At 74.9% G+C, this 25,224-nt stretch carries 18 protein-coding genes and 1 pseudogene; 5 read left to right on the top strand and 14 right to left on the bottom strand.

What is annotated here, in order from left to right:
- Positions 1-43: 43 nt before the first annotated feature.
- Positions 44-1,156 carry a slipin family protein gene (locus NRO40_RS22035; RefSeq protein ID WP_079047411.1) on the top strand — a complete coding sequence of 371 codons (1,113 nt, stop codon included), beginning with the start codon at positions 44-46 and terminating at the stop codon, positions 1,154-1,156.
- Between the two features lie 474 nt (positions 1,157-1,630).
- Here the strand turns inward: NRO40_RS22035 and NRO40_RS22030 are convergent, their stop codons facing one another.
- The 7 genes and pseudogenes from NRO40_RS22030 to NRO40_RS22000 form a co-directional block, all read right to left on the bottom strand.
- The gene (locus NRO40_RS22030) at positions 1,631-3,328 is read right to left on the bottom strand and encodes a proline--tRNA ligase (protein ID WP_058944490.1); all 1,698 of its coding nucleotides are present in this window, start codon (positions 3,326-3,328) and stop codon (positions 1,631-1,633) included.
- Positions 3,329-3,483: 155 nt separating this feature from the next.
- Positions 3,484-4,023 (bottom strand): GNAT family N-acetyltransferase, encoded by a 540-nt coding sequence (locus NRO40_RS22025; RefSeq protein ID WP_058944491.1) that lies wholly within the window; start codon positions 4,021-4,023, stop codon positions 3,484-3,486.
- Positions 4,024-4,097: 74 nt separating this feature from the next.
- Positions 4,098-4,943 carry a GNAT family N-acetyltransferase gene (locus tag NRO40_RS22020; protein ID WP_058944492.1) on the bottom strand — a complete coding sequence of 282 codons (846 nt, stop codon included), beginning with the start codon at positions 4,941-4,943 and terminating at the stop codon, positions 4,098-4,100.
- A gap of 327 nt (positions 4,944-5,270) precedes the next feature.
- Positions 5,271-6,425 (bottom strand): flavodoxin-dependent (E)-4-hydroxy-3-methylbut-2-enyl-diphosphate synthase, encoded by a 1,155-nt coding sequence (gene ispG / locus NRO40_RS22015; RefSeq protein WP_058944493.1) that lies wholly within the window; start codon positions 6,423-6,425, stop codon positions 5,271-5,273.
- 280 nt (positions 6,426-6,705) lie between these two features.
- Positions 6,706-8,007, bottom strand: coding sequence for a M50 family metallopeptidase (locus NRO40_RS22010; protein ID WP_058944494.1), 1,302 nt, complete (start codon positions 8,005-8,007; stop codon positions 6,706-6,708).
- Positions 8,004-9,263: a 1-deoxy-D-xylulose-5-phosphate reductoisomerase gene (dxr, locus tag NRO40_RS22005; protein ID WP_058944503.1), complete on the bottom strand. Its 1,260-nt coding sequence runs from the start codon at positions 9,261-9,263 to the stop codon at positions 8,004-8,006. The genes NRO40_RS22010 and dxr overlap by 4 nt, the downstream gene beginning before the upstream one ends.
- A 167-nt stretch (positions 9,264-9,430) precedes the next feature.
- Positions 9,431-9,745: pseudogene (locus NRO40_RS22000) on the bottom strand (3-phosphoshikimate 1-carboxyvinyltransferase); the annotation flags it as partial.
- A gap of 217 nt (positions 9,746-9,962) precedes the next feature.
- On the opposite strand from NRO40_RS22000, the gene NRO40_RS21995 reads away from it, so the two are divergent.
- Both NRO40_RS21995 and NRO40_RS21985 read left to right on the top strand, forming a co-directional pair.
- Complete coding sequence (locus NRO40_RS21995) at positions 9,963-10,637, top strand: IclR family transcriptional regulator (protein ID WP_058944496.1); 675 nt, start codon at positions 9,963-9,965, stop codon at positions 10,635-10,637.
- Between the two features lie 140 nt (positions 10,638-10,777).
- On the top strand, positions 10,778-11,239 hold the full coding sequence (locus tag NRO40_RS21985) for a hypothetical protein (protein ID WP_058944497.1): 462 nt from the start codon (positions 10,778-10,780) through the stop codon (positions 11,237-11,239).
- Between the two features lie 85 nt (positions 11,240-11,324).
- Here NRO40_RS21985 and NRO40_RS21980 read toward each other — a convergent pair whose 3' ends face one another.
- The 5 genes from NRO40_RS21980 to NRO40_RS21960 form a co-directional block, all read right to left on the bottom strand.
- Positions 11,325-13,262, bottom strand: coding sequence for an acyl-CoA dehydrogenase family protein (locus NRO40_RS21980; protein ID WP_107115216.1), 1,938 nt, complete (start codon positions 13,260-13,262; stop codon positions 11,325-11,327).
- A 155-nt stretch (positions 13,263-13,417) separates the two neighbouring features.
- Positions 13,418-14,863, bottom strand: a complete 1,446-nt coding sequence (locus NRO40_RS21975) for an aldehyde dehydrogenase family protein (RefSeq protein ID WP_058944499.1) — start codon at positions 14,861-14,863, stop codon at positions 13,418-13,420.
- Positions 14,864-14,897: 34 nt separating this feature from the next.
- Entirely contained in the window at positions 14,898-15,899 is a 1,002-nt protein-coding gene (locus NRO40_RS21970; protein WP_058944500.1) for an EamA family transporter, read from the bottom strand.
- Between the two features lie 398 nt (positions 15,900-16,297).
- On the bottom strand, positions 16,298-17,866 hold the full coding sequence (locus tag NRO40_RS21965) for a PucR family transcriptional regulator (protein ID WP_058944501.1): 1,569 nt from the start codon (positions 17,864-17,866) through the stop codon (positions 16,298-16,300).
- Between the two features lie 152 nt (positions 17,867-18,018).
- Positions 18,019-20,208 carry an ATP-binding protein gene (locus NRO40_RS21960; RefSeq protein WP_257375480.1) on the bottom strand — a complete coding sequence of 730 codons (2,190 nt, stop codon included), beginning with the start codon at positions 20,206-20,208 and terminating at the stop codon, positions 18,019-18,021.
- A 244-nt stretch (positions 20,209-20,452) separates the two neighbouring features.
- Between NRO40_RS21960 and gabT the strand changes: the two genes are divergently transcribed.
- Both gabT and NRO40_RS21950 read left to right on the top strand, forming a co-directional pair.
- Complete coding sequence (gene gabT, locus NRO40_RS21955) at positions 20,453-21,802, top strand: 4-aminobutyrate--2-oxoglutarate transaminase (protein WP_058943976.1); 1,350 nt, start codon at positions 20,453-20,455, stop codon at positions 21,800-21,802.
- 439 nt (positions 21,803-22,241) lie between these two features.
- The gene (locus tag NRO40_RS21950; RefSeq protein WP_408057038.1) at positions 22,242-22,760 is read left to right on the top strand and encodes a phosphatase PAP2 family protein; all 519 of its coding nucleotides are present in this window, start codon (positions 22,242-22,244) and stop codon (positions 22,758-22,760) included.
- On the opposite strand, the gene NRO40_RS21945 is transcribed toward NRO40_RS21950, so the two are convergent.
- Positions 22,711-24,612: a chitinase gene (locus tag NRO40_RS21945; RefSeq protein ID WP_058943977.1), complete on the bottom strand. Its 1,902-nt coding sequence runs from the start codon at positions 24,610-24,612 to the stop codon at positions 22,711-22,713. The genes NRO40_RS21950 and NRO40_RS21945 overlap by 50 nt on opposite strands.
- 67 nt (positions 24,613-24,679) lie before the next feature.
- Complete coding sequence (locus tag NRO40_RS21940) at positions 24,680-25,174, bottom strand: hypothetical protein (RefSeq protein ID WP_058943978.1); 495 nt, start codon at positions 25,172-25,174, stop codon at positions 24,680-24,682.
- Between the last annotated feature and the right edge of the window lie 50 nt (positions 25,175-25,224).

Here is a 25,224-nt window from a genome sequence, read left to right as displayed (position 1 = left end):
TGCTCGTGCCCATCCGGGTCGTACCCGACGACAGGGGGTCGTCATGGTCGAGGAAGCACTGACCGCCGTCATCCTGGCGGGCGCGGCCGGCGGGGCGTACCTCGCGGCCGCCGCCAGGGTCGTCAAACAGTACGAGCAGGGCGTCGTCCTGCGGCTCGGGCGGTTGCGCAGCCGGGTGCGGGGCCCGGGGCTGACGATGATCGTCCCCTTCGTCGACCGCATGCGGAAGGTGAGCATGCAGATCGTGACGATGCCGGTCCCCGCCCAGGACGGCATCACCCGGGACAACGTCACCGTGCGGGTCGACGCGGTGATCTACTTCAAGGTCGTCGATCCGGTCGACGCCGTCATCCGCGTCGAGGACTACCGGTTCGCGGTCTCGCAGATCGCGCAGACGTCGCTGCGCTCGATCATCGGCAAGAGCGAGCTGGACGACCTGCTCTCCAACCGCGAGAAGCTGAACGAGGGACTGGAACTGATGATCGACAGCCCGGCGGTCGAGTGGGGCGTGACCATCGACCGGGTGGAGATCAAGGACGTGTCCCTGCCGGAGACGATGAAGCGCTCCATGGCCCGGCAGGCGGAGGCCGACCGTGAGCGCCGGGCCCGGTTGATCAACGCGGACGCCGAGTTCCAGGCGTCGAAGAAGCTGTCGGAGGCGGCCCGCGAGATGGCCGACACGCCGTCCGCGCTCCAGCTGAGGCTGCTGCAGACGGTCATGGCGGTCGCGGCCGAGAAGAACTCGACCCTCGTGCTGCCGATCCCGGTGGAGCTGCTGCGGTTCCTGGAGCGGTCCGCCGAGCGGGCGGAGTACGAGACCGGGAGGCACGGACGCGACCGGGGCGACGGGAGCCGGGACGGGGCCGACGGGGACGACGGCCACGGGCAGGTCGCTGCCGCGCGGGGCGGGGGCGCGGAGGCGCGGGACGGCGTCGAGGCGCGTGGCGGCGAGCGCGCCCCGTCGCCGCTGGGACCGGCGGGGCGGGAGCCGTCCGCGCTGGACCCGGCCGGGTGGGAGTCCGCCGCCCACCCCTTGGGGCGGCGGCCGGACCAGGGCCACCGCGAGTCCCCCGCGACGCACGCGGCGCATCCCGCCCACCCAGTGCCGCCCCTGCGGATCCGGGACGAGGACGCCGGTACGGCCGGGTGCCTCTGACACACGTCAGGAGGGGGCCGGCGGGGTGTCTTCCGAGGGCGCCGACCGCGGGGGCGGCGGGGCACGCCGGAGGGCACTCGGCAGGGCCGGCCGGCGTCTGTGAAGGCATCACGGCGGGGTCGGCGTGGCGCCTCGGACGGCCGCACCGCGGGGCTGGCCGGCTCTCCGAAGGCGCCGCCGCGGGGCGCGGCGGGGCGCGGCGGGGCGTGCCGGAGCGTGCCGGAGGGTCGCACCCGTAGTCGGCGGGTGCCTCCGAAGGGGGCATCACGGGGTCGGCGGGCGCCCCTGACGCGCCTCGCGGGCGGGCGCCTCGACGGAGGCACCGCGGGGCCGGGCGGGCGCGCGCCCCCTGCCGGTCGGTCGGGCCGGGCCACACGACGCCGCCGCCGCGCCGCCCCTCGGGGGCGGCGCGGCGGCGGTCGGGTGTCGTGCGCCCGCGACGGCGGACGGCCACCCGCCCGGGAGGGCGGGCGGTCAGGCCGTGAGGCGGGCCAGGGCCTCCTCGACCGTCAGCTCCTCGCGCTCACCGGTGCGGCGGTCCTTGAGCTCGACGACGCCCTCGCCCGAGCGACGGCCGGCGACGAGGATCTGCGGCACGCCCAACAGCTCGGCGTCGGTGAACTTCACGCCCGGCGACACCCCGGCGCGGTCGTCGACGAGGACGCGCAGCCCGGCCTCGCCGAGCTTCTCGGAGACCTCCAGGGCCAGCTCCGTCTGGAGGGCCTTGCCGGCGGCGACGACGTGGACGTCGGCCGGGGCGATCTCCCGGGGCCAGCACAGGCCCTTGTCGTCGGCGGTCTGCTCGGCGAGGGCCGCCACCGCGCGGGAGACCCCGACGCCGTACGAGCCCATGGTGACGCGGACCGGCTTGCCGTTCTGGCCGAGGACGTCCAGCTGGAAGGCGTCGGTGTACTTGCGGCCGAGCTGGAAGATGTGGCCGATCTCGATGGCGCGGTCCAGCCTCAGGCCGGCGCCGCACTGCGGGCAGGGGTCACCGTCCTCGACCACGACGACGTCCAGGTACCGGTCGACCTCGAAGTCCCGCCCGACGACGACGTTCCTCGCGTGCGTGTCGGGCTTGTTGGCGCCGGTGACCCAGGCCGTGCCGGGGGCGACGCGCGGGTCGGCGAGGTACCGGACCTTGTCCAGGCCCTGCGGGCCGACGTAGCCGCGGACCAGGTCGGGGCGGCCCGTGAAGTCGTCGGCGGTGACCATCTCGACGACGGCCGGGGCGAGGTGGTCCTCCAGCTTGCCGAGGTCGACCTCGCGGTCGCCGGGCACGCCCACCGCCACGATCTCGCCGTCCACCTTCACCAGCAGGTTCTTCAGCGTCGCCGACGCCGGCACGCCGAGGTGCTCGGCGAGGGTCTCGATGGTCGGCGTGTCCGGGGTGTCGAGCTCCTCGACGGGGCCGTGCGCCGAGCCGTCGGCCGGCTCGCCACCCGCGAAGGTCACGGCCTCGGTGTTGGCGGCGTAGTCACAGGACGGGCAGTAGACGAAGGTGTCCTCGCCCGCCGCGGCCGGGGCCAGGAACTCCTCCGACGCCGAGCCGCCCATGGCGCCGGAGACCGCGGAGACGATCTTGTGCCGCAGGCCGAGGCGCTCGAAGATCCGCACGTACGCCTCGCGGTGCAGGCGGTAGGACTCGGCCAGGCCCTCGTCGGTGGTGTCGAAGGAGTACGAGTCCTTCATCTGGAACTCGCGGCCGCGCAGGATGCCCGAGCGCGGGCGGGCCTCGTCGCGGTACTTCGTCTGGATCTGGTAGAGGATCACCGGCAGGTCCTTGTAGGACGTGCACTGGTCCTTGACCAGCTGGGTGAAGATCTCCTCGTGCGTGGGGCCGAGGAGGTAGTCGGCGCCCTTGCGGTCCTGGAGGCGGAACAGCTCCGCGCCGTACTCGTCCCAGCGGCCGGTCGCCTCGTACGGCTCCTTCGGCAGCAGCGCGGGCAGCAGGACCTCCTGGGCGCCGATGGCGTCCATCTCCTCGCGCACGACGCGGGCGACGTTCTCCAGGACCTTCTTGCCCAGCGGCAGCCAGGACCAGATGCCCGCGGCGTTGCGGCGGACGTAGCCGGCGCGGACGAGCAGCTTGTGGCTGAGCGTCTCGGCGTCCGCCGGGTCGTCGCGCAGTGTCTTGACCATCAACCGGGACATGCGCTGGACCTGGGCCATGGGGAACTCTCTCCTGCGGTCAAAAGTGTGATGGGCAGGAGGTTAGCCGGGCGGCCCCGGCGGGCGGAAATCAGTTGGTCCGGTACGCCGTGTCCGCACGGGCCCCGGCGGGGCCGTGCCGCTCCCCCGCCGCACCGGCGCGACCAGTGCCGCGCTCAGCTCCGGCGCAGCGGCAGCCGGGCACCCATCACCGCGTACGGCCGTGCCGCGCTGGGGAAGTGGACCTGGCGGGCCAGGTCCGTGTAGCCCAGGGAGCGGTAGAGCCGGCGGGCGGGGCTCTCGACGTCGATGGCGGAGAGGAGGGAGCGGGGCTCGTCGGCCGTACCGGTGATGGTGGTGATCAGCTCCGTGCCGATGCCCCGGCCCTGGAAGTCGGGGTGGACGTGCAGTTCGGTGATGACGAAGGCGTCGTCGAGCCAGGACTCGCCGCCCTCGCGGACCAGGTAGGGCTGGACGACCGTCGACCACCAGTGGACGCGGTCGTTGGGCATCCCGTACACGAAGCCGACGAGACGGCCGGACGGGGTGGTCGCGCCGTACGCGCGGGCGCCGCGGCAGGCCATGTGCCGGACCACGATGTGGCGGCGTACGGCGACCTCGCCCGCGCTCAGGCCGAAGGCGACGGCCTGCACGGCCAGCGCGTCGTCCACCCGTGCGACGAGGTCGAGCGGTCCGACCACCACGGCGTCATCCATGGTCGAACCCTACGTCGCCGGGCCGCCGTCCGAACAGCGCACGCGAGACGGCACGGTGGGGAGGGACGGTCCGGTCAGAAGAGCACGCTCATGAACGCGCCCACCTCGCGGAAGCCGACCCGGCGGTAGGCGGCGCGGGCGGGGGCGTTGTAGTCGTTGACGTACAGGCTGACGACGGGGGCGACGTCGGCGAGGGCGTGGCGCAGGACGGCCGCCATGCCGATCTCGGACAGGCCGCGACCGCGGTACTCGGGGTCGACCCACACGCCCTGGATCTGGCAGGCGCGGGGCGTGGCCGCGCCGATCTCGGCCTTGAAGACGACGCGGCCGTCCTCGAAGCGGGCGAAGGAGCGGCCGGAGGCGACCAGTTCGGCGACGCGCGCCTGGTAGAGCAGTCCGCCGTCCCCGGCCATGGGCGAGACGCCGACCTCCTCGGTGAACATCGCCACGCAGGCCGGCATGATCAGGTCCATCTCGTCCCTGCGGACGCGGCGGACCAGCGGGTCGGGCTCGACGTCCGGGGCGGGCCGCTCGGTGACCATGAGCGGCTGACGCGGGCGCACGTCTCGTGCGGGGCCCCAGCTGGGTTCGAGCAGCCGCCACAGCTCGGCGGTGGCCTCCGCGGGCCCGACGATCGAGGAGCAGCGCCGCCCGGAGCGGCGGGCGCGGTCGGCGAAGGCGCGGACGGCCTCGGGGGTGGCGCAGATGGGGACGAGGTTGGCGCCGGCGTAGCACAGGGAGCGCAACCGTCCCTCGGAGTACCAGCCCCACATCTCGCCGCCGAGGCGCCACGGGTCGAGGCCGGCGGCCTGGACGCGGGCGGTGACGAACGCGTTGGCGACCGGGTCGCTCTCCAGGACGGCGAGCGCGGCGCCGAGGTCCCCGGGCTCGAGGACCCGGGTGGTGGTGTGCGTCAACACGAGGGGGCCTCACCAGTGGGTCTGTCGGTCACCGCACTGTACCCGGCGCTCCGGCGCCGTAACGGGCCCGCGGGCGGGGGAATGCCGGCGGCCCTCCGGGGGACGTCGGCGGGCCGGTGACGCCCCGCGCGGACCCGCGTCCCGGCTGCCCTCGCGCGGGCCGCGGGCCGGTTGCCCCGCGCGGGCCCGCCTCCCGGCCGCCGTGCCCGCCCGGGACGGTGCCCCGGGACCGTGGGCGGCGGCTCGGACCGTGGACGGTCCGGGCCGAAGACGGCCCGGACCAGGGGTGGCCCGGACCGTGAGGGTCCGGGCCGAGGGCGGCGGGGGTCAGCTGATGGAGACCTCGGGCTCGCCGGACGGCACGCCGTCCTTCTCCATCTGCTCAGCGATCTTCATCGCCTCCTCGATGAGCGTCTCCACGATCTTCGACTCGGGGACGGTCTTGATGACCTCGCCCTTGACGAAGATCTGGCCCTTGCCGTTGCCGGAGGCGACACCGAGGTCCGCCTCACGGGCCTCGCCGGGGCCGTTGACGACGCAGCCCATGACGGCGACGCGCAGCGGCACCTCCATGCCCTCCAGGCCGGCGGTGACCTCGTCGGCGAGCTTGTACACGTCGACCTGGGCGCGGCCGCAGGACGGGCAGGAGACGATCTCCAGGCGGCGCTGGCGGAGGTTGAGGGACTCCAGGATCTGGATGCCGACCTTGACCTCCTCCGCCGGGGGCGCGGAGAGGGAGACGCGGATGGTGTCGCCGATGCCCTCGGACAGCAGTGCGCCGAAGGCGACCGCGGACTTGATGGTGCCCTGGAAGGCGGGGCCGGCCTCGGTGACGCCGAGGTGCAGCGGGTAGTCGCACTGGGCGGCGAGCTGGCGGTAGGCGTTGACCATCACGACCGGGTCGTTGTGCTTGACCGAGATCTTGATGTCGCGGAAGTCGTGCTCCTCGAAGAGGGACGCCTCCCACAGGGCGGACTCGACGAGCGCCTCGGGGGTGGCCTTGCCGTACTTCTGGAGGAGTCGGCGGTCGAGGGAGCCGGCGTTGACGCCGATGCGGATCGGGGTGCCGGTCTCGCGGGCCGCCTTGGCGATCTCCCTGACCTTGTCGTCGAACTGCTTGATGTTGCCGGGGTTGACCCGGACGGCCGCGCAGCCGGCGTCGATGGCGGCGAAGACGTACTTGGGCTGGAAGTGGATGTCCGCGATGACCGGGATCTGGGACTTCTTCGCGATGGTGGCGAGGGCGTCGGCGTCGTCCTGCGTGGGGCAGGCCACGCGGACGATCTGGCAGCCGGAGGCGGTCAGCTCGGCGATCTGCTGGAGCGTGGCGCCGATGTCGGAGGTCCGGGTGGTGGTCATGGACTGCACCGACACGGGTGCGTCGCCGCCGACGGCCACCGAGCCGACCTGGATCTTGCGGCTGACCCGGCGGTCGGCCAGCTTGGTCGGAACGGACGGCATGCCGAGAGAAATCGCGGTCATCTGCTGTGCAACCCCAAGGTGTGGATCGAGGTCCCGTATCGGCGGGCTCCAGGGCTTCGAGATTACAGGTGGCGTACTGCCGCCAGCACATCGCGGCGGGGCGCGCCTCCGGGCGGCGAGCGGCCGGGCGCGCCCCCACGCCCGGCCGTACACCCGCCGTCCGGCCGTCCGTCGACGGCCGGACACCCGGCGGGGTGCCTCAGGAGGTGCCCTGCCGATCCGGTCGGGCTCGTGGCGCCCGCCACGCGCCCCGGTCCGGTCCGACCGGGCGAGGCACCCCCTAGGAGATCTTCACCGGGTTCACGATGTCGGCGAGCAGCACGAGCACCGTGAAGCAGATGAAGACGCCGGCGACGACGTACGCGACCGGCATGAGCTTCGCGACGTCGAACGGGCCCGGGTCGGGGCGCCGGAAGACCCGCGCGACGTGGCGGCGCACGGACTCCCACAGGGCGCCGGCGATGTGCCCGCCGTCCAGGGGAAGCAGGGGCAGCATGTTGAAGAGGAACAGCGAGAGGTTGAAGGTCGCCAGCACCAGCAGGAAGGACGCGACGATGTTCTGCGTCGGCACGTCGAGGTTCATCACCTCGCCGCTGATGCGGGCGGCGCCCACGATGCCGACCGGGGAGTCGGCCTTGCGCTCGCCGTCGCCGAACGTCGCGTTCCACAGGTCGGGGATCTTGCCGGGGAGCGCGATCACGGCGTGGACGCCGTCCTCGATCATGTCGCCCATGCGGTCCACGGACTCGCCGAAGCCGAGCGGGACGATCTCCGTCTTGGCGGCGAAGCCGAGGTAGCCGGCGGCGACGTACTGGCCGGGGACGGCCTCGCCGTCGGCGTCCTTGCGCACCACGAGGTTCTTCTCGAGCGTGGGGTGCAGGTCCAGCCGCTGCCCGTCGCGCTCCACGGTGACGGTGGCGGGGCCGATGGTGTCGCGGATGCGGGCGGAGAGCTCGGCCCAGTCGGCGACGGGCTCGCCGTCGAAGGCGACGATGCGGTCGCCCTCGCGCAGCCCGGCGGCGTGGGCCGGGGAGGGCCGGTCGCCGGAGGCGCAGGTGTCGCGCTCCTCGCTCTGGGCGATGACGCACTTCTGCACGCCGGCGACCTCGGTGGTCTGGGTCGCGAAGCCGAAGGACATGGCGACGCCGAGGAAGATCGCGACGGCGAGGACGAGGTTCATGAACGGGCCGGCGAACATGACGATGACGCGCTTCCACGGCTTGCGCGTGTAGAAGAGCCGGTCCTCGTCGCCGGGGCGCAGCTCCTCGTACGCCGCCGAGCGGGCGTCCTCGATCATGCCGCGCCACGGGGAGGTCGAGCGGGCCTCGACGCGGCCGTCCGCGCCGGGCGGGAACATCCCGATCATGCGGATGTAGCCGCCCATCGGGATGGCCTTGATGCCGTACTCCGTCTCGCCCTTGCTCCGCGACCACAGGGTGGGGCCGAAGCCGACCATGTACTGGGGCACGCGGATGCCGAACAGCTTGGCCGTGGAGAGGTGACCGAGCTCGTGCCAGGCGATGGAGAACAGCAGCCCCACGGCGAACAGCACGATGCCGAGGACCGTGAGAAGAACCGTCATGCGCCGACCTCCACCGTCGTCCCGGCGGCCTTCGCCGCCAGTTCCCGGGCCCTCGCTCGGGCCCACGTCTCCGCTTCCAGGACGTCCGTGACCGTCAGCGGGGTTCCCGTGGCGGGTGTGCCGTGCTCGGCGACGACCTCGGTGACCGTGTCCATGATGCCGGTGAAGGGGAGCCGGCCGGTGAGGAATGCGTCGACGCACTCCTCGTTGGCGGCGTTGAAGACGGCCGGGGCGGTGCCGCCGAGCTCGCCGACGTGCCGGGCGAGGCCGACGGACGGGAACGCCTCGGTGTCCAGCGGGAAGAACTCCCAGGTGGACGCCGTGGACCAGTCGAAGGCGGGGGCCGCGTCGGGGACGCGCTGGGGCCAGCCGAGGCCGATCGCGATGGGGCCGCGCATGTCGGGCGGCGTGGCCTGGGCGAGGGTGGAGCCGTCGGTGAACTCCACCATCGAGTGCACGTACGACTGGGGGTGGACGACGACCTCGATGCGGTCGAAGGGGATGTCGTAGAGCAGGTGGGCCTCGATGACCTCCAGGCCCTTGTTGACGAGCGTGGCGCTGTTGACCGTGATGACCGGTCCCATCGCCCAGGTGGGGTGGGCCAGCGCGTCGTCGCGGGTGACGCCGGCCAGCTCGGCGCGGGTGCGGCCGCGGAAGGGGCCCCCGGAGGCGGTGACGACGAGCTTGCGGACGTCCGCGCGGGTACCGGCGGCCAGCGCCTGGAAGAGCGCGGCGTGCTCGGAGTCGACCGGGATGATCTGGCCCGGCTTCGCGAGGGCCTTCACCAGCGGGCCGCCGACGATGAGGGACTCCTTGTTCGCGAGGGCCAGGGTGCGGCCCGCCCGGAGCGCGGCGAGCGTCGGCGCCAGGCCGATGGAGCCGGTGATGCCGTTGAGCACGGTGTGGCAGTCAAAGGCCGCGAGCTGGGTGGCGGCGTCCGGCCCCGCGACGACCTCCGGCAGCGGCTCGGAGCCGTACAGCGCCCGCAGCGCCTCCCTCAGCGCCGGGACCGCGTCCTCGCGGGCCACGGCCACCGTGCGGACCCGCAGCCGGTGCGCCTGCTCGGCGAGGAGGCCGACCCTGCCGCCCGCGGCGGACAGCGCGGTCACGCGGAACCGGTCGGGGTTGCGCAGGGCCAGGTCGATGGCCTGGGTACCGATGGACCCCGTGGAGCCGAGGACGACGACGTCCCGGCGGCCTTCGGTCGGATCGAAGGCGATGTGCGGGTCGGCGAGGGGTGCTGGACTGTCGCTCATGCCCCCCATTCTTGCCGCATCCGCCCCGGCGTTTGACCGGGTCCCCCGGCGGGATCCCCCGGAGGGTCTCACTCCGCTCCGTCCCGCGCTCCGTCCCGCGCCACGTCGCGGGTGGCGTCCGGGGCGGTGCCCTCCCCGGCACCCCGGGCGGTGCCCTCCCCGGCGTCGCGGAACCGGGCGAACGCCTCGTGGAATCCGGGGAACGTCTTGCGCACGCAGCCCGGGTCGTCGAAGTCGACGCCCGGGGTGCGCAGCGCGGTGACGGCGAAGGACATCACCCTGCGGTGGTCGCCGTGGGTGGCGGTCCGCGCCGGCCGCGGGGTGCCGGGGCGGACCTCCAGCCGGTCGGGGCCGGTGGTGGCGGTGACACCCAGGCGCCGGAGGTTCTCCGCCCGGACGTCGAGGCGGTCGCACTCGTTGACGCGGGTGTCGGCGACGTCCTCGATGCGGACCGGGCCGTCGGCGAAGGGCGCGAGGGCGGCGTGGTCGGCGCCGGGTGGGAGGCGCCGCGCGGGGGCGCCGCGCGGGGGCGCCGCGCGGGGGCGCCGCGTCCGTGTCCCCGCGCATGTGGTGCGGGGCGACACGTCGGAACCGCTTCACTCGGCGCGCCGGTCCGGGGACCATGTCCGCGGACACCAGGGCCGGGGCCGCGCGGCTGTTCGGGGGACGCGGCCGGGTCACGCCATCCGGGGGGATGCCATGGAGACAGCCGTACGCGCGGGGGCGACGGGCGGGGGCCGCGGGGTGCTGGAGGGGGCGTTCGCCCTGCTGGAGGCCCTGCGGCAGCACGGCGGCGAGGCGGGGGTGACCGAGCTGGCGGTCGCGTGCGGCCTGCCGAAGAGCACGGCGCACCGGTTGCTGGAGCAGCTGGTGGCCCTTCAGGCCGTGGAGCGCCGCGGTCTGCGCTACCGGCTGGGCGCCCAGCTCTACCGGCTCGGCCAGGCGTGGCAGCCGCACCCGGGGCTGCGGGCGGCGGGGCGCCTGCCGTTGCACCGGCTGCGGGCCGCCACGGGAGGCAGCGTGCTGCTGTCGGTGCTGCGTGAGGACCGGGCCCTGACGGTGTGTTCGGTCCCCGGCCGGGTGGAGCCGATCGTGCCGGTCCGTGACGGCGGGGCGTTCGCGCTGGACACGGCGCTGGGCAAGGCGTTGCGCGGCCCGGTGCGTGGCGGCGCCGTCCTGGACCGGGAGGAGGTGGTGGCGGGGGTCTGCTGCGCCGCGCTGCCGGTGCGGTCCCCGGCGGGGACCGTGGTGGGGGCGGTGGCCGCGATGGTCGAGGCGGGTCAGCGGCTGGAGGTGGTGGCGGGCCGGGTCGCCGAGGCGGCCGCCGCCGTCACCCGTGCGCTGGTCCGGTCGGGCGTCGAGGTGCGGCCGTGAGGGCGCGTCCGGCCGCGTTCCGCTGAGTGGAACGCGCGTGGAGCCGGGGCGGTGGCGGCGGGCAGGGTGGAGGTGTGCCGGGGGAAGGCACGGGCCCCGCGGGACGACGCGGGGCCACCACACCGGAGGGGGAACCGACCATGCGTGGAATCGTTCGAGTGGCCGCGGCCGCTCTCGTCTCGCTCGCCGGCGTCGCCGGCTTCGCCGGGACCGCACAGGCCGAGCCGATCGAGTACGTCCGCATCGAGCTGCTGCAGCTGACCTGCCACCAGCAGAGCGAGGGCGATCACGACGAGGCCTACCTGAAGGTCACCGACGCCAACGGCAACGCCGTCAAGGTGTGGCCCGGGAGCCTCAAGTACCAGACGATGGGCCCGGGTTACGTGCGGTCGATGACCGACGGGAACGGCAACGCCGCCCTCGTCCTCGGCAAGCAGCAGGCCCGCACCATGACGCTGTGGGACGACGACACGACGAGCGGCGACGACAAGCTGGGCTCGACGCTCGTCACCGGCAGCGAGGCGGGCGCCGAGACCCAGTACCGCTCGTTGGAGGGGTCCGGCGGCGTCTACACCATCGCCTACCGCGTCATCGACATCTGACGGTCCCGGCGCCCCGCGCGCCGGTCCGCCGGGCGGGTGCCGTGCACCCGCCCGGCGACGCACCACACGCCGCGCCGGCGCCCCGTCAGCGGATGGGGCGGTGGACGTTCTCCCGGGTCGACGGGCCAGGGGTGGCGTCGGCGATCCACGGGCCGTCGCCGCTGGGGTCGAGGACGCCCTCCTCCAGCCAGGTGTACCGGCCGGCGAGGACGCCCTTGACGATCCGGCCGTCCAGGTCGTCGGTGTTGGCCCACAGCCGGCCGAAGAGCTCCTCGACCCGCAGCCGGGACTGGCGGCAGAAGGCGTCGGCCAGCTCGTACGCCGCGCGTCCGTCGTCGCCGGTGGTGCGCAGCAGTTCGGCGCGCACGCAGGCGGCGCTCATGGCGAACAGTTCGGCGCCGATGTCGACGACGCGCCCGAGGAAGCCCTGCTTCGTCTCCATGCGGCCCTGCCAGCGGGACATCGCGTAGAAGGTGGAGCGGGCCAGTTTGCGGGAGGTGCGCTCGACGTAGCGCAGGTGGGTGGAGAGGTCGGCGTGACCCGTGTGGCGGAACTCGCCGTACGCGCCGGGCAGCCGGCCCGGTCCCGTGACGAGCTTGGGCAGCCAGCGGGCGTAGAAGACGCCGGCCTGGGCGCCCGCCCTGGCCTTGTCGCCGAGGGTCTTGTCGGGGTCGATGATGTCGCCGGCGACGGCGAGGTGGGCGTCGACGGCCTCGCGGGCGATCAGCAGGTGCATGATCTCCGTCGAGCCCTCGAAGATCCGGTTGATGCGCAGGTCGCGCAGGAGCTGTTCGGCGGGGACCGCGCGTTCGCCCCGGGCGGCCAGGGACTCGGCGGTCTCGTAGCCGCGGCCGCCGCGGATCTGGACGAGCTCGTCGGCGATGAGCCAGGCCATCTCGGAGCCGTACAGCTTGGCGAGGGCGGCCTCGATGCGGATGTCGTTGCGGTCCTCGTCGGCCATCTGGCTGGCGAGGTCGACGACGGCCTCCAGGGCGAAGGTGGTGGCGGCGATGAAGGAGATCTTCGCGCCGACGGCCTCGTGCCGGGCGACCGGCTTGCCCCACTGCTCGCGTACGGAGGACCACTCGCGGGCGATCTTCAGGCACCACTTGCCGGCGCCCACGCACATCGCGGGCAGGGAGAGGCGCCCGGTGTTCAGGGTGGTGAGGGCGATCTTCAGGCCGGCGCCCTCGGGGCCGATGCGGCCCGCGGCGGGGACGCGGACCCGGTGGAAGCGGGTGACGCCGTTCTCCAGGCCGCGCAGGCCCATGAAGGCGTTGCGGTGCTCGACGGTGACACCCTCGGAGCCGGCCTCGACGATGAAGGCCGTGATGCCGCCCTTGTGGCCCTCGGACTTCGGGACGCGGGCCATGACGACCATCAGGTCGGCGACGACGCCGTTGGTGGTCCACAGCTTCACGCCGTCGATGACGTACCCGTCGCCGTCGGGTACGGCGGTGGTGGCCAGGCGGGCGGGGTCCGAGCCGACGTCGGGCTCGGTGAGGAGGAAGGCGGAGAGGTCGGTGCGGGCCAGGCGCGGGAGGTACGTCTCCTTCTGCTCCGGCGTGCCGAACTGTTTGAGCGGCTGCGGTAGGCCGATCGACTGGTGGGCGGAGAGCAGGGCGCCGACGGCGGGGCTGACGGAGCCGACGAGGGCGAGGGCCTTGTTGTAGTACACCTGGGTGAGGCCGAGGCCGCCGTACTTGGTGTCGATCTTCATGCCGAGCGCGCCGAGCTCCTTGAGGCCGTCGACGACGGCGTCGGGGATGCGGGCCTCGCGCTCGATCACGGCGCCGTCGATCTTCGTCTCGCAGAAGTCGCGCAGCTTGGCGAGGAACTCCTCGCCCCGCTGGGCGTCCTCGGCGGGCGGCAGGGGGTGCGGGTGGACCAGGTCGAGTCGGAAGCGGCCGAGGAACAGCTCCTTGGCGAAGCTGGGCTTGTGCCAGTCCTGCTGGCGGGCGGCCTCGGCGACCTGGCGGGCCTCGCGTTCGGAGACCTTGGGCTTGTGGTGTGGGCCGGACATGGGGGGGCTCACCTCACCGCGGTTCGGGGGCGGCCGTCCGGTGGGCGTGCCGGACGGTGCTACCCGACCGTATTACCCGATGGCGAGGGGTACGAAAAGGCGGCCGGAGCCCCCGCACAGTGGGCTCCGGCCGCCGGCTCGGCCGAGCGGGTGACCTACAGGGCCAGGCCCGTGAGGACCAGCACCCGCTCGTACGTGTAGTCGTCCATCGCGTAGGCCACGCCCTCGCGGCCGACGCCGGACTGCTTGACGCCGCCGTACGGCATCTGGTCGGCGCGGTACGACGGGACGTCGCCGACGATCACGCCGCCGACCTCCAGCGCCCGGTGGGCGCGGAAGGCGGTCTGCACGTCGTGCGTGAAGACGCCGGCCTGGAGGCCGAACTTGGAGTCGTTGACCGCGGCGAAGGCGGCGGCCTCGCCCTCCACCCTGTGGAGGGTCAGGACCGGGCCGAAGACCTCCTCACGGGCGAGGGTCGTGTCGGCCGGGAGGTCGGCGAGCACGGTCGGGGCGTAGCTCGCGCCCTCGCGCTTGCCGCCGGTGAGGAGGGTCGCGCCGGCGGCGACGGCCTCGTCGACCCAGGACTCGACGCGCCGGGCGGCGTCCTCGCTGACCAGCGGGCCGACGTCGGTGGACTCGTCGGTCGGGTCACCGGTGCCCTGCGCCTCGACGGCGGCGACGACCTTGGCGACGAGCCGGTCGTACACGGCGGCGTCGGCGATGACGCGCTGCACGGAGATGCAGGACTGGCCGGCCTGGTAGTTGGAGAAGGTGGCGATGCGGCCCGCCGCCCAGTCCAGGTCCTCCTCGGAGGACCAGTCGGCGAGGACGACGGCCGCGGCGTTGCCGCCCAGCTCCAGCGTGCAGTGCTTGTGCGGCACGGACCGCTGGATGGCGTAGCCGACCGTGTCGGAGCCGGTGAAGGAGATGACCGGCAGGCGCTCGTCCTGGACGAGGGCGGGCATGCGGTCGTTGGCGACCGGCAGGACGGACCAGGAGCCGGCGGGCAGGTCCGTCTCGGCCAGCAGCTCGCCGAGGACGAGCGCGGAGAGCGGGGTGGCCGGCGCGGGCTTGAGGATGATGGGCGCGCCGACGGCGAGGGCCGGGGCCACCTTGTGGGCGCAGAGGTTCAGCGGGAAGTTGAACGGCGCGATGCCGAGGACGACGCCCTTGGGGAAGCGGCGGGTCAGGGCGAGGCGGCCGGTGCCGCCGGCGTCGGTGTCGAGGCGCTGGGCCTCGCCGCCGTTGAAGCGCCGGGCCTCCTCGGCGGCGAAGCGGAAGACGGAGACGGCGCGGCCGACCTCGCCGCGGGCCCACTTGATCGGCTTGCCGTTCTCGGCGGAGATCAGCCGGGCGATCTCCTCGGTGCGCTCGGCGAGCCGCTTCGACACGTGGTCGAGGGCGGCCGCGCGGACGTGCGCGGGGGTCGCGGCGAACTCGTCGACGACGGCGTGCGCCGCGGCCACGGCCTCTTCGACCTGGGCCTCGGTGGGCACGCTCACCCGGCCGACGAGGTGGCCGTCCCAGGGGGAGGTGACGTCGAAGGTGGACTCGCCGGTGGCCTCGCGGCCGGCGAGCCAGAAGGCGTGGGTGGCGGTCATCGCGGTCCCGGCCCTTCGCAGTAGTTGGGGGTGTTCAGCGCAGGCGCTTGCTCTCAGGGGACACCGTAGGCCGGGTGGAGGGGTCGGGGGTTTGTCCGTCGTGGAGTGGTCGGGGTGTCGGGTCCGCCGCTTCGGCAGGTGGGCCGCCGCGTTCGGCGCGGACGATCTGCCACACGCCCGCCACGACGACGGCGCCGCCCACGGCGATGGGCCAGGTCAGGGCCTCGTCGAGGATCAGCCAACCCAGGAGGACGGCGACGACGGGGTTGACGTAGGCGTAGGTGGCGACGAGGGAGAGCGGGGCGGTCTGGAGGAGCCAGGCGTACGCGGTGAAGGCGATCAGCGAGCCGAAGACGACGAGGTAGGCGAGGGCGGCCCAGGAGCGGGTGGAGACCTCCGACAGGTCGAGGCCGCGCTGCTCGCCGCGGGCCAGGCCGACCAGGGCGCAGGCGAGCCCGCCGGCCAGCATCTCGTACGCGCTCGCGGTGAACGGGTTGCGGGGCATCGGGATGCGGGCGGAGGAGAAGGAGCCGGCGGACCACATGAGGGTGGCGGCGACGACGGTGAGGACACCGCCCAGGTGCACGTCGCCGCTGAGCCCCGGCAGGGTCAGGACGGCGAGCCCGGCGAGGCCGAGGAGCACGCCGGCGTACGCGCCGGGGCCGGGGCGTTCGCCGAACGCGGTGCGCAGGACGACCACCCAGGCCGGCATGACGGCGACGAGCAGGGCGGCGAGGCCGGACGGCACGGAGGTCTCGGCGAGCACGACGAGGCCGTTGCCGCCAAGGAGCAGCAGCACGCCGACGACGGCGGCGGAGGCGAGCTGCGCCCGGGTCACCCGCAGGACGGACGGGCCGTGGCGCCAGACGAGCAGCGCGGCGAGGAGGAGGCCGGCGACGACGAAGCGCGCCCCGGCGGAGAGGAAGGGCGGCAGGGTCTCCACGACGACGCGGATGCCGAGGTAGGTGGAGCCCCACACGAGGTACACGATCGCCAGCGCGGCCCAGACGCTGCCGCTGATGCGCGCGGTTGTCATGACCAGGAGATTAGGGAGTCGGCGGGCCGATCGGCAAAGAATTTGCCCGAGTTCGGGCAGGTGGCGACCGTACGGGCCGATTCCGTACGGCCCTCCGGGGTCACGCGGGACACGGCTCCGGGGCCGCCTGGGGCGGGCGCGTTGGGGGGCACCCCGGGCCGCCGGGGGCCGCGGCTCCGTGGGGTCACCCAGGGCGCGGCTCCGTGGGGTCACTTGGACGCGCTTCCCTGCGTCCGCCTGGGGCGCGTAGCCCGGGGGTCCACGGTGAGCGGCTCCCTGGGGTCACCCGGGGGCCGGGTCCCCGGGGGGCCCAAGCGCGGCTCCCGGGTCCGCCTGGGGCGCGTGCCCCGGGCCGCCGGAGGCGCGGCCCAAGGGTCACCTGCGGGGCGGCCGCCAGGTCACCTGGGGTGCCGGGACGGCTGGTCGCCGGTGGTCTTGAGGGCGAGCCACAGCTCCATGCGGACGTCCGGGTCGTCCAGGGAGCGGCCGAGGATCTCCTCGACGCGCCGCATGCGGTACCGCAGCGTGTGCCGGTGCACCCCGAGGTCGGCGGCGGCCGCGTCCCACTGGCCGTGCCGGGAGAGCCACGCGCGGACCGAGGCGACGAGGTCGCCGCGGCCGGTCGCGTCGTGTTCGTACAGCGCCCGCAGCAGGCCGTCCGCGAAGGCCCGCACCGCGTCGTCGGCGAGCAGCGGGAGCAGGGAGCCGGTCGCCAGCTCCTCGTGCTCGACGAGCGCCCGCCCCCGCCGGCGGGCCACCGACAGGGCCTGCTCCGCCTGCTTGTAGGCGGTGCCGGCCGCTATCGGGCCGGCCGGCGCGGACAGCCCGACGACGGCGCAGGCCTCGTCGGCCTCCTTCGCCGCGTACGCGGCGCAGGCCGCCACCACCGCTCCCCCGTCCTCGGCGAGGACCACCAGCCGGTCGTCGCCCTCCGGCACGGTCAGCACCGCCTCGCCGGCGTGGGCCGCGGCCGCCTCCAGCACGTCGGCGAACGCGGCCAGCGGTGCCTCGGCGGCGGGGTCGGCGTCGCCGGCCGCCTCGGCGATCAGCAGCCGGAACGGGGCGTCGAGGAGCCCGCCGTACAGGTCCCCGGCGACCGTCCGGGCGTGGTCCGGCTGCCCGGCGAGCATCATGCGGAGCACCGCCGCGCCGAGGCGCTGTTCGGCTGCCTGCAGGGACCGCGACCGCTCCGTGGTGAGGGTGAGCAGGGCGACGGCCGAGTGCACCGCGTACCGCTCCGCCGTGCCGAGCGGCGCCCCGGTGCCCACCGCCAGCGCGCCGCGCACCCGCCGGCCGGTGCCGAGCGACTGGAGCTCCACGCGGTCGTCGGTGCCGCCGACGACGGTGCTGGCCGGCGCGGCCCGCTCCCGCAGCCGCTCGACGTCCGGGGTGAGCCGCGCCGCCCGCCGCGCCGCCCAGTCGGGGGCGGCGGCCAGGACGGCCCCGGAGGCGTCGTAGAGCGCCGCCCAGCCGTCGACGTGCGCGGCCAGCCGGGCCACGACGGCGCCGGGACCCTCGGCGAGCGCCGCGCGGGTCAGCTCCCGCTGCGCCTCGAAGCCGGCGGTCACCGCCCGGTACTGGTCGGCGGCGAGCGCGGCGGACACGGCCTTGGAGATGGCGAGGAAGGGGGTACGGCGGGGCACCTCCAGCAGGGGCAGGCCCTCGTCGTGGGCGGCGTCCAGCAGCGCCTGGGGGATCTCGTCGTGGTTCACGCCGACGGCGAAGCCGACGCCGACCACCCCCGCCCCGGCGAGCCGGCGGACGTAGCGGCGCATGGCCTCGGCGTCCGTCGCGTCGAGCGTCATGGCGGTGGTGAGCAGCAGCTCGCCGCCCTCCATGTACGGGACGGGGTCGGCGAGCTCGCTGACGTGGGCCCAGCGCACGGGGGTGTCGAGGCGCTCGGCGCCGGCGCGCACGGCGAGCTTGAGCGCCGGGTGCTGGACGAGCGAGGCAAGGGTGAGCGGCATGGGACCGGCAGGCCTTCGAGAGGGGAGGAGGAGGGAGACGTCGTGGGGGCGGACGAGGTTCCCCGCCGCTCACCGCCGATTTCGCCGCCCCGTATGAACGGCTCGCTCCAATTGTGCCAGGACGTACCAGTGTCCCTCGCGACGCGCGCCGGTCAGCCCCGCAGATCGACCAGGACGGGGGGCGCGTGCTCCCCCCGGACGTCCGCCACCGACAGCACCGCGTGCCCGGCGGGCACCCCGTGCGCAAGCTCGGAGGCCGACCAGCGCTGCCGCTCCACCTCGCGCACGGTGACCGCCTCCGCGGTGGCCGCCCGGCCGGTCACCAGACGGCGCATGAAGTGCATCGCCTTGGTCAGCGGCTCGTCGGAGATGATCTGCCGGTTGGTGACGTCCCGGGTCTGCACCCACTCGGTCCCCCACACCTCGGCGAACCTGCCGCCGTCCCACGGGGCGAGTCCGGAGAACGCCATGCGGCAGCCGACCGCGCCGAGCAGCGGCCCGCGCAGGTGCTCCGGCACGTCCTGGAGGGTGCGCAGGGCGAGCACGACGCCCGCGTGCGCGGAGCGCAGCCGCTGCACGGCGCGGACGGAGTCGGCGGTGACGGTGTCCGTGGCGTCGTCCAGCACCAGGCAGGCGAAGAGCGACCGGTCAGCGCGGGCGAGCGCGGCCTCCGTGAACTGGGCGAGCAGCAGCCGCGCCACGATCCGCGACGCCTCGGCGTGGCCGCGCTCGGGCAGGTCGACGCGGACGCGCAGCGGGTGCTCGATGGCGCGCAGCGAGAAGGGGCGGCCGGCGCCGTCGGTGCGGAAGGAGTCGGCGAAGGCGGGGCGGTCCAGGAAGGCGATGCGCTCGGCTAGGAGCACCGCGACGTCGTCGCCGCGCCCGGCCTGCCGGGCGCGGGCGTCCAGCTCGCGCAGCTGCGCGGGATCGCCGGCGACGGCGGCCCGCAGCTCGGCGAGGGCCCGGGGGTCGCCGCCGAGCAGCTCGCGCAGCTCCGGCACGCCGGGGAAGCGCCCGTGCGCGGCCCGGTGCGGGCCGATGAGCTGGGCGAGCGCCGTCGCGGCGCGGCGGCTGTCGGGGACGAGGTCGCCGACGAGCGCCTCGGCGAGCGTACGGGCCGCCTCGTCGGCGTCCTCCGCGCCGCCGTACAGGTCGAGGTCGTACCGGGAGCCGGGGCGGCCGACGGGGATGACCACGTCGAACGCCGTGTCGGGAGCGAGCGGCGAGCCCTGCGCCGTCACGGCGACGACGGCGGCGCGGTTGGCGAGCGCCTGCAGGCACAGCCCCTCGGTGACGGGCCGCACGAGCCGCTCGGTCTTGCCGGCCGCGGCCGGGCCGACGGCGAGGAGCGAGGTGCCGAGCAGGGCCGGTTCGAGGGCGACGCCGGTGGTGCGGCGGCCGTAGGGGTTGCGCGGGTGGTCGGCGGCCACGCCGATGCGCACCTGCCCGGTGGCCAGGTCGTGGGTGGCGGTGCGGGCCGGCAGGTCGCGCGCGCCGGAGGGGTGGGCGCAGGCGGCCGGCCCCTGGGCGCGCACGGCGTCGGTGAACGCGGCGAGCCGGTCGGGGTGGGCGCGCACGCCGTGCCAGGCCCGCTGGATGCGGGCGTAGTCGACGTCGCCGAGGGTTCCCGCGCGGACGGCCTCGGCGAGCCGGTCGGCCGCCTCGGTCAGGCCGGCGTCACGCAGCTCGGGCCAGTCGGCGGGGTCGGCGCCCGTGCGGGGCGGCGGGACGGCGGCGGCCCGGGCGCGGGAGCGGCGGGCGTAGCGGCGCCAGATCTCCGGGACGTGGCCGACGCGGGCGAAGAAGACGAGCAGGCCGCCGCCCACGAGGACGTAGTACACGTCGCTGGCGGTGGCCCAGGTCTCCCCGTCGGACCGCCAGGAGTCGGGGGTGAGGACGACGAGCGGCCAGAGCCAGTAGTGGCCGAGGTAGCCATTCCACAGCAGGGACCACAGGAGCCAGCCGCTGAGCAGCGCGATGATCGCCCCGGCGAAGAGCCTGCGTGCCGGGACGTCCTCGGGCTCCTCCGCCGGCCGGGGCCGGTGCCCCAGCCGCCACACGCCCGGTTCCGCCTCGGGGCGCGGGGTGCGCAGCCAGTCGAGGACGGAGGGGGCCGCCGCGGGCGCGTGGCGCGGCGCGGGCGGCGCCGCGGGGCTGCCGCGGCGGGCTCCGGAGGGCGCCGGGGCCGGGACCGCCGGCGCCGCGGGCGGGGCGGGCGGCAGCGGCGGAGGGCCCGCCGGAGGCGACGGGGCCCCCGCCGGGTGAGGCGGGGGGACAGCCGGGTGCGGGCCGGGGTCGGCGTGGGTGCCCCGTGCCTCGTACGACGTACCGTCCCTGTCCATGATTCCCCTGCCCCCTGACCCGCCAGGCCGCCCGCGTGCGTGCACCGGCCAATGTAGTGCCCGGAGCGGCCGGCGGGACCGGTCGACGCGGACCCGGGGGCCGCGCCTCGCGCGCTATGTCCGCCACGGACAACGACGCGCGGCCCACCACTCCCGAACGGCGCATGCCTCCTCCCCCCGCGCGGGCCTAGCCTGCGGGAGGAAGTAGAGCCATCGCGCCGTCAAGCACCCCCAGGAGCCCCGCATGACCGAAATCCCGCAGGAGCGCCGCGTCGTCACCGCCATCCCCGGCCCGAAGTCGCAGGAGCTCCAGGCCCGGCGCCTCGCCTCCGTCGCGGGTGGCGTCGGCTCCGTGCTGCCGGTGTTCACCGCGCGCGCGGGTGGCGGTGTCATCGAGGACGTGGACGGCAACCGTCTGATCGACTTCGGTTCGGGCATCGCGGTCACCTCCGTGGGCGCCTCCGCGGAGGCCGTCGTGCGCCGCGCGTCCGCGCAGCTGCAGGACTTCACCCACACCTGTTTCATGGTCACCCCGTACGAGGGGTACGTGGAGGTCTGTGAGGCGCTGGCCGAGCTCACCCCCGGTGACCACGAGAAGAAGTCGGCCCTGTTCAACAGCGGCGCCGAGGCCGTCGAGAACGCGGTCAAGATCGCCCGTTCGTACACCAAGCGCCAGGCCGTCGTCGTCTTCGACCACGGCTACCACGGCCGGACGAACCTCACGATGGCCCTGACCGCCAAGAACATGCCGTACAAGCACGGCTTCGGCCCGTTCGCGCCCGAGGTGTACCGCGTGCCGGTGGCGTACGGCTACCGCTGGCCGACCGGCCCGGAGAACTGCGGCCCCGAGGCCGCCGCGCAGGCGATCGACCAGATCACCAAGCAGATCGGCGCCGAGAACGTCGCCGCGATCATCATCGAGCCGGTGCTCGGCGAGGGCGGCTTCATCGAGCCGGCCAAGGGCTTCCTCCCGGCGATCGTCGAGTTCGCCAACGCCAACGGCATCGTCTTCGTCGCGGACGAGATCCAGTCCGGCTTCTGCCGCACCGGCCAGTGGTTCGCCTGCGAGGACGAGGGCATCGTCCCCGACCTGATCACGACGGCCAAGGGCATCGCGGGCGGCCTGCCGCTCGCCGCCGTCACCGGCCGCGCCGAGATCATGGACTCCGTCCACGGCGGCGGCCTCGGCGGCACCTACGGCGGCAACCCGGTGGCCTGCGCCGGCGCCCTCGGCTCCATCGAGACGATGCGGGAGCTCGACCTCAACGCCAAGGCGAAGCGCATCGAGGAGGTCATGAAGGGCCGCCTCGCCGCCCTGCAGGAGAAGTTCGCCGACAAGGTCGGGTGCCACATCGGCGACATCCGCGGCCGGGGCGCCATGATCGCGATCGAGCTGGTCAAGGACGCCGCGACCAAGGAGCCGAACCCGGAGGCCGCCGCCGCGCTCGCCAAGGCGTGCCACGCCGAGGGCGTGCTCGTCCTGACCTGCGGCACCTACGGCAACGTGCTGCGCTTCCTGCCGCCGCTGGTGATCGGCGAGGACCTGCTCAACGAGGGCCTGGACGTCATCGAGGCCGCGTACGCCCGCATCTGACGCGCTCCCCCGCGCCCGCCCCGCCAGCCCCTCCGGGCCCTCCCCGCGCCTGCTCCGTCAGGCCCGGCGATGGCCCGGACCCACACGTCGTGAAGAAGCTGTGGGGGGCCGATGGCGGCTTGGGGGTCCGCCTGTCGGTCCCCCCGGCCGTGGCGTACGGTCGGCACGGATGAGAGAAGAAAGCCGCTCGCAGGGGACTGCGGGCGGATCCAGGTCGGGACCTCCCCAGTTCCGCCCTGGCCGTGCCCTCGCGCACCGCGCCGGCGCCTCTGGCTCCGGTACTCCTCACCGATCGGACGGTCGCCCGCCCCATACCCCCCGGGGCGAGCGGCGCACCGGTCCTCCCGGCCGTCCCGGAACAACCCCCCCTGTTCCGGGACGGCCGGCTTTCGTCTGCGCGCTCCTGCTGCTCTGCGGCTTCCTGCTGGTCACCTGGCAGGTGGCCGTCCACGGCCCGCTGGCGGCGCTGGACGAGCGGTGGGGCCGCGCCCTCGCCGGCCGGGGCCCCGCCCCGCTCGCCGAGCTGGGCGCCGACCTCGGCAACGTCCCGGTCGCGCTGCCCGTCCTCGCCGCCGCCGCCGCGTACGCCGCGTGGCGCGGGCGCCGGCGCCGGGCGCTGTACGCGCTCGTCGCGATGGCGCTCGTCCCGGCCCTGGTGGTGCCGTTGAAGGTGCTGCTCGACCGGCCGGGGCCGCTGACGCAGGCGACCGGTTACTACCCGTCGGGGCACACCGCGACCGCGCTGGTGGCGTACTGCGGGGCGGCGCTGCTGGTGCACCGGCGGGTGCTGCTGCCCGTCGCCGCGGTGCTGACGGCGGCGACGGGCGCGGGGCTCGTGCTGCGCGGCTACCACTGGCCGCTGGACGTCGCCGGCAGCCTGCTGCTGTTCGGCGGCGGCCACCTGGCGCTCAGTTCCACCGGTAGGCGTCGAAGTTCCGGGAGAACTCCCCGCCGTTGAAGCGGTCCCAGTTGACGGACCAGGTCATGAGGCCGCGCAGGCCGGGCCAGGTGCCGTGGGTGCGGTAGGTGCCGCAGCCGGTGCCCTTGGTGAGGCAGTCGAGCGCCTTGTTCACCTCGGCGGGCGGGGTGTGGCCGTTGCCCGCGTTCGGCGAGGCGGGCAGGCCGATGGCGACCTGCTCGGGGCGCAGGGCCGGGAAGAAGCGGCCCGGGTCGCGCGCCACGGGGAAGCCGGTGAGCAGCATGTCGGTCAGGGCGATGTGGAAGTCGGCTCCGCCCATGGAGTGGTACTGGTCGTCCAGGCCCATGATGGGGCCGGAGTTGTAGTGCTGGACGTGCAGGAGGGTCAGGTCGTCGCGCAGCGCGTGGATGACCGGCAGGTAGGCGCCGGCGCGCGGGTCCTGGCCGCCCCAGGGGCCGGAGCCGTAGTACTGGTAGCCGAGCTGCACGAAGAACGTCTCGGGCGCCATGGTCAGGACGAAGTCCGCGCCGTACCTCGCCTTCAGCGTGCGCAGCGCCGAGACGAGGTGGACGACGACCGGGGTCGTGGGGTTGCGGAAGTCGGTGTCTCCGGTGTCCAGCGAGAGGGAGTGGCCCTCGAAGTCGATGTCCAGGCCGTCGAGGCCGTACTCGTCGATGATCTTCGAGACGGACGCGACGAAGGCGTCGCGGGCGGCGGTGGTGGCGAGCCGGACCTGGCCGTTCTGGCCGCCGATGGAGATGAGGACCTTCTTGCCCGCGGCCTGCTTGGCGCGGATCGCGGCCTTGAACTCGTCCTCCGTCTCGACGTTCGGGCACTCGGTCCGCGGGCAGAGGCGGAAGCGGATGTCGCCGGAGGTGACGGAGGTGGGTTCGCCGAAGGCGAGGTTGATGACGTCCCAGGAGTCGGGGACGTCGGCCATGCGGGTGTACCCGGAGCCGTTGGCGAAGCTCGCGTGGAGGTAGCCGACAAGGGCGTGGGCGGGGAGCGCGGGGCCGGGGCCGGGGCCGCCGTCGGCCGTGCGCGCGGTCACGGCCGGGGAGCGGGGCGACTCGCCGGCGCTGTTGGTCGCGGTCACCTGGAAGGCGTACGACGTGGCCGCGGTGAGGCCGGTGACGGTCGCGGAGGTGCCGGTGACCGTCAGGGCCCGCGCGCCGTCGCGGTACACGGTGTAGCCGGTGGCGCCGACGGAGGGCTGCCAGGTGAGCGGCACGCTGGAGGAGGTGGGGGTCCCGGCGGTGAGGCCGGCGGGGGCGGCGGGGAGCTGCGCCGGGTCGCCGCCCGGGCCGGTGAGGGACAGGTCGTCGGCGTGGTAGGCGGCGGTGCCGTACCAGCCGTGGGTGTAGAGGGTCACCGACCGGGTGGCGGGACCGGTGCGGAAGGTGGTGGTGAGCTTCTGCCAGTCGGGGGCGGACGGGGTCCAGGTGGAGACGTCGGTGGTGCCGGTGCCGGACGCGCCGAGGTAGGCGAGGCCGCCGCGCACCCAGCCGCTCAGCGTGTACGCCGCGTCGGGCCGGACGGCGACGGTCTGGGAGCAGCGCGCGTGGTCGCCGCCCGCGGGGGTGGCGCGCAGGGCCCGGGTGCCGGTGCGCACGGGCGCGTCGACCGCGGCGCCGCTCCCCACCGAGCAGGTCCAGCCGTCCAGGCCGGCCTCGAAGCCGCCGTTGCGGGCCAGTTCGGCGTCGGCGGCGGGCGCGGCCTGGGCCGGCGCGGCGGCGGTATCGGTCCGTGCGGGGGCGGTGTGGAACCGCTCCGGCGCGGGCCGGGTGCGGGGGTGCGCCTGGGCGGTGGGCGCGGCGGCGGCGAGGACGCCCGCCGCGAGTACGGCCGCCAGCGCGGCGGCGAGGGGTCTGGGGCGACGTGTGCGGTCCACAACTGCTCCCGGGGGTGGGGGTGTCGAGGGTGCGGCGCGCACAACATGGTCCAGACCAATTCGGTTGTCAAGCCCTCCCGCCGCCACCGCCCTCGGCGATGCGCCCCGCGGCCTCGTGCAGCGCCAGCTCCAGCAGGGCCGGGTCGGTCAGCGTGCCGGAGCCGTCCGGCACGACCAGCCAGCGGGCCGCGCCCACCACCCGGCCCGGGTGCGGCACGGCGATCCAGGCGCCCCGGCCGGCGGCGCGCGTACCGGTGCCGACCCACCGCGCGGCCGTGCCGACGGGTACGAAGAACCCCGTCCGCTCGCCGCCGAAGCCGCGGAGCACCGGCCCGGGGCGCTCCACCAGCCGTTGGAGTACGTCCAGCGCCGGGTGGCCGAGCCATCCCGGGACGATCAGCACGTCCCAGCGCCGCCCCGCCGGGAGGAGGGCGGTCCCCAGCGGGCTGCGCTCCCACTCCCGGCGGCAGACGTCGGGGTCGGGCGCCGCCGACGCCAGCCACTCCACCGCCGCCCGTGCCCCCGCCGAGCCGGGCCCGCCCGAAGCCCCCGTACCTGTCATCGCGCACAGCCTCCTTGTCCGTGTCCGACTGCCCGTCAGGGCAGCGCCGT

The organism is Streptomyces changanensis (genome assembly GCF_024600715.1).
Taxonomy (GTDB): Bacteria; Actinomycetota; Actinomycetes; order Streptomycetales; family Streptomycetaceae; genus Streptomyces; species Streptomyces changanensis.
The sequence above is the reverse complement of the archived record's forward strand: the minus strand, read 5'-3'. Positions and strand labels throughout refer to the sequence as shown.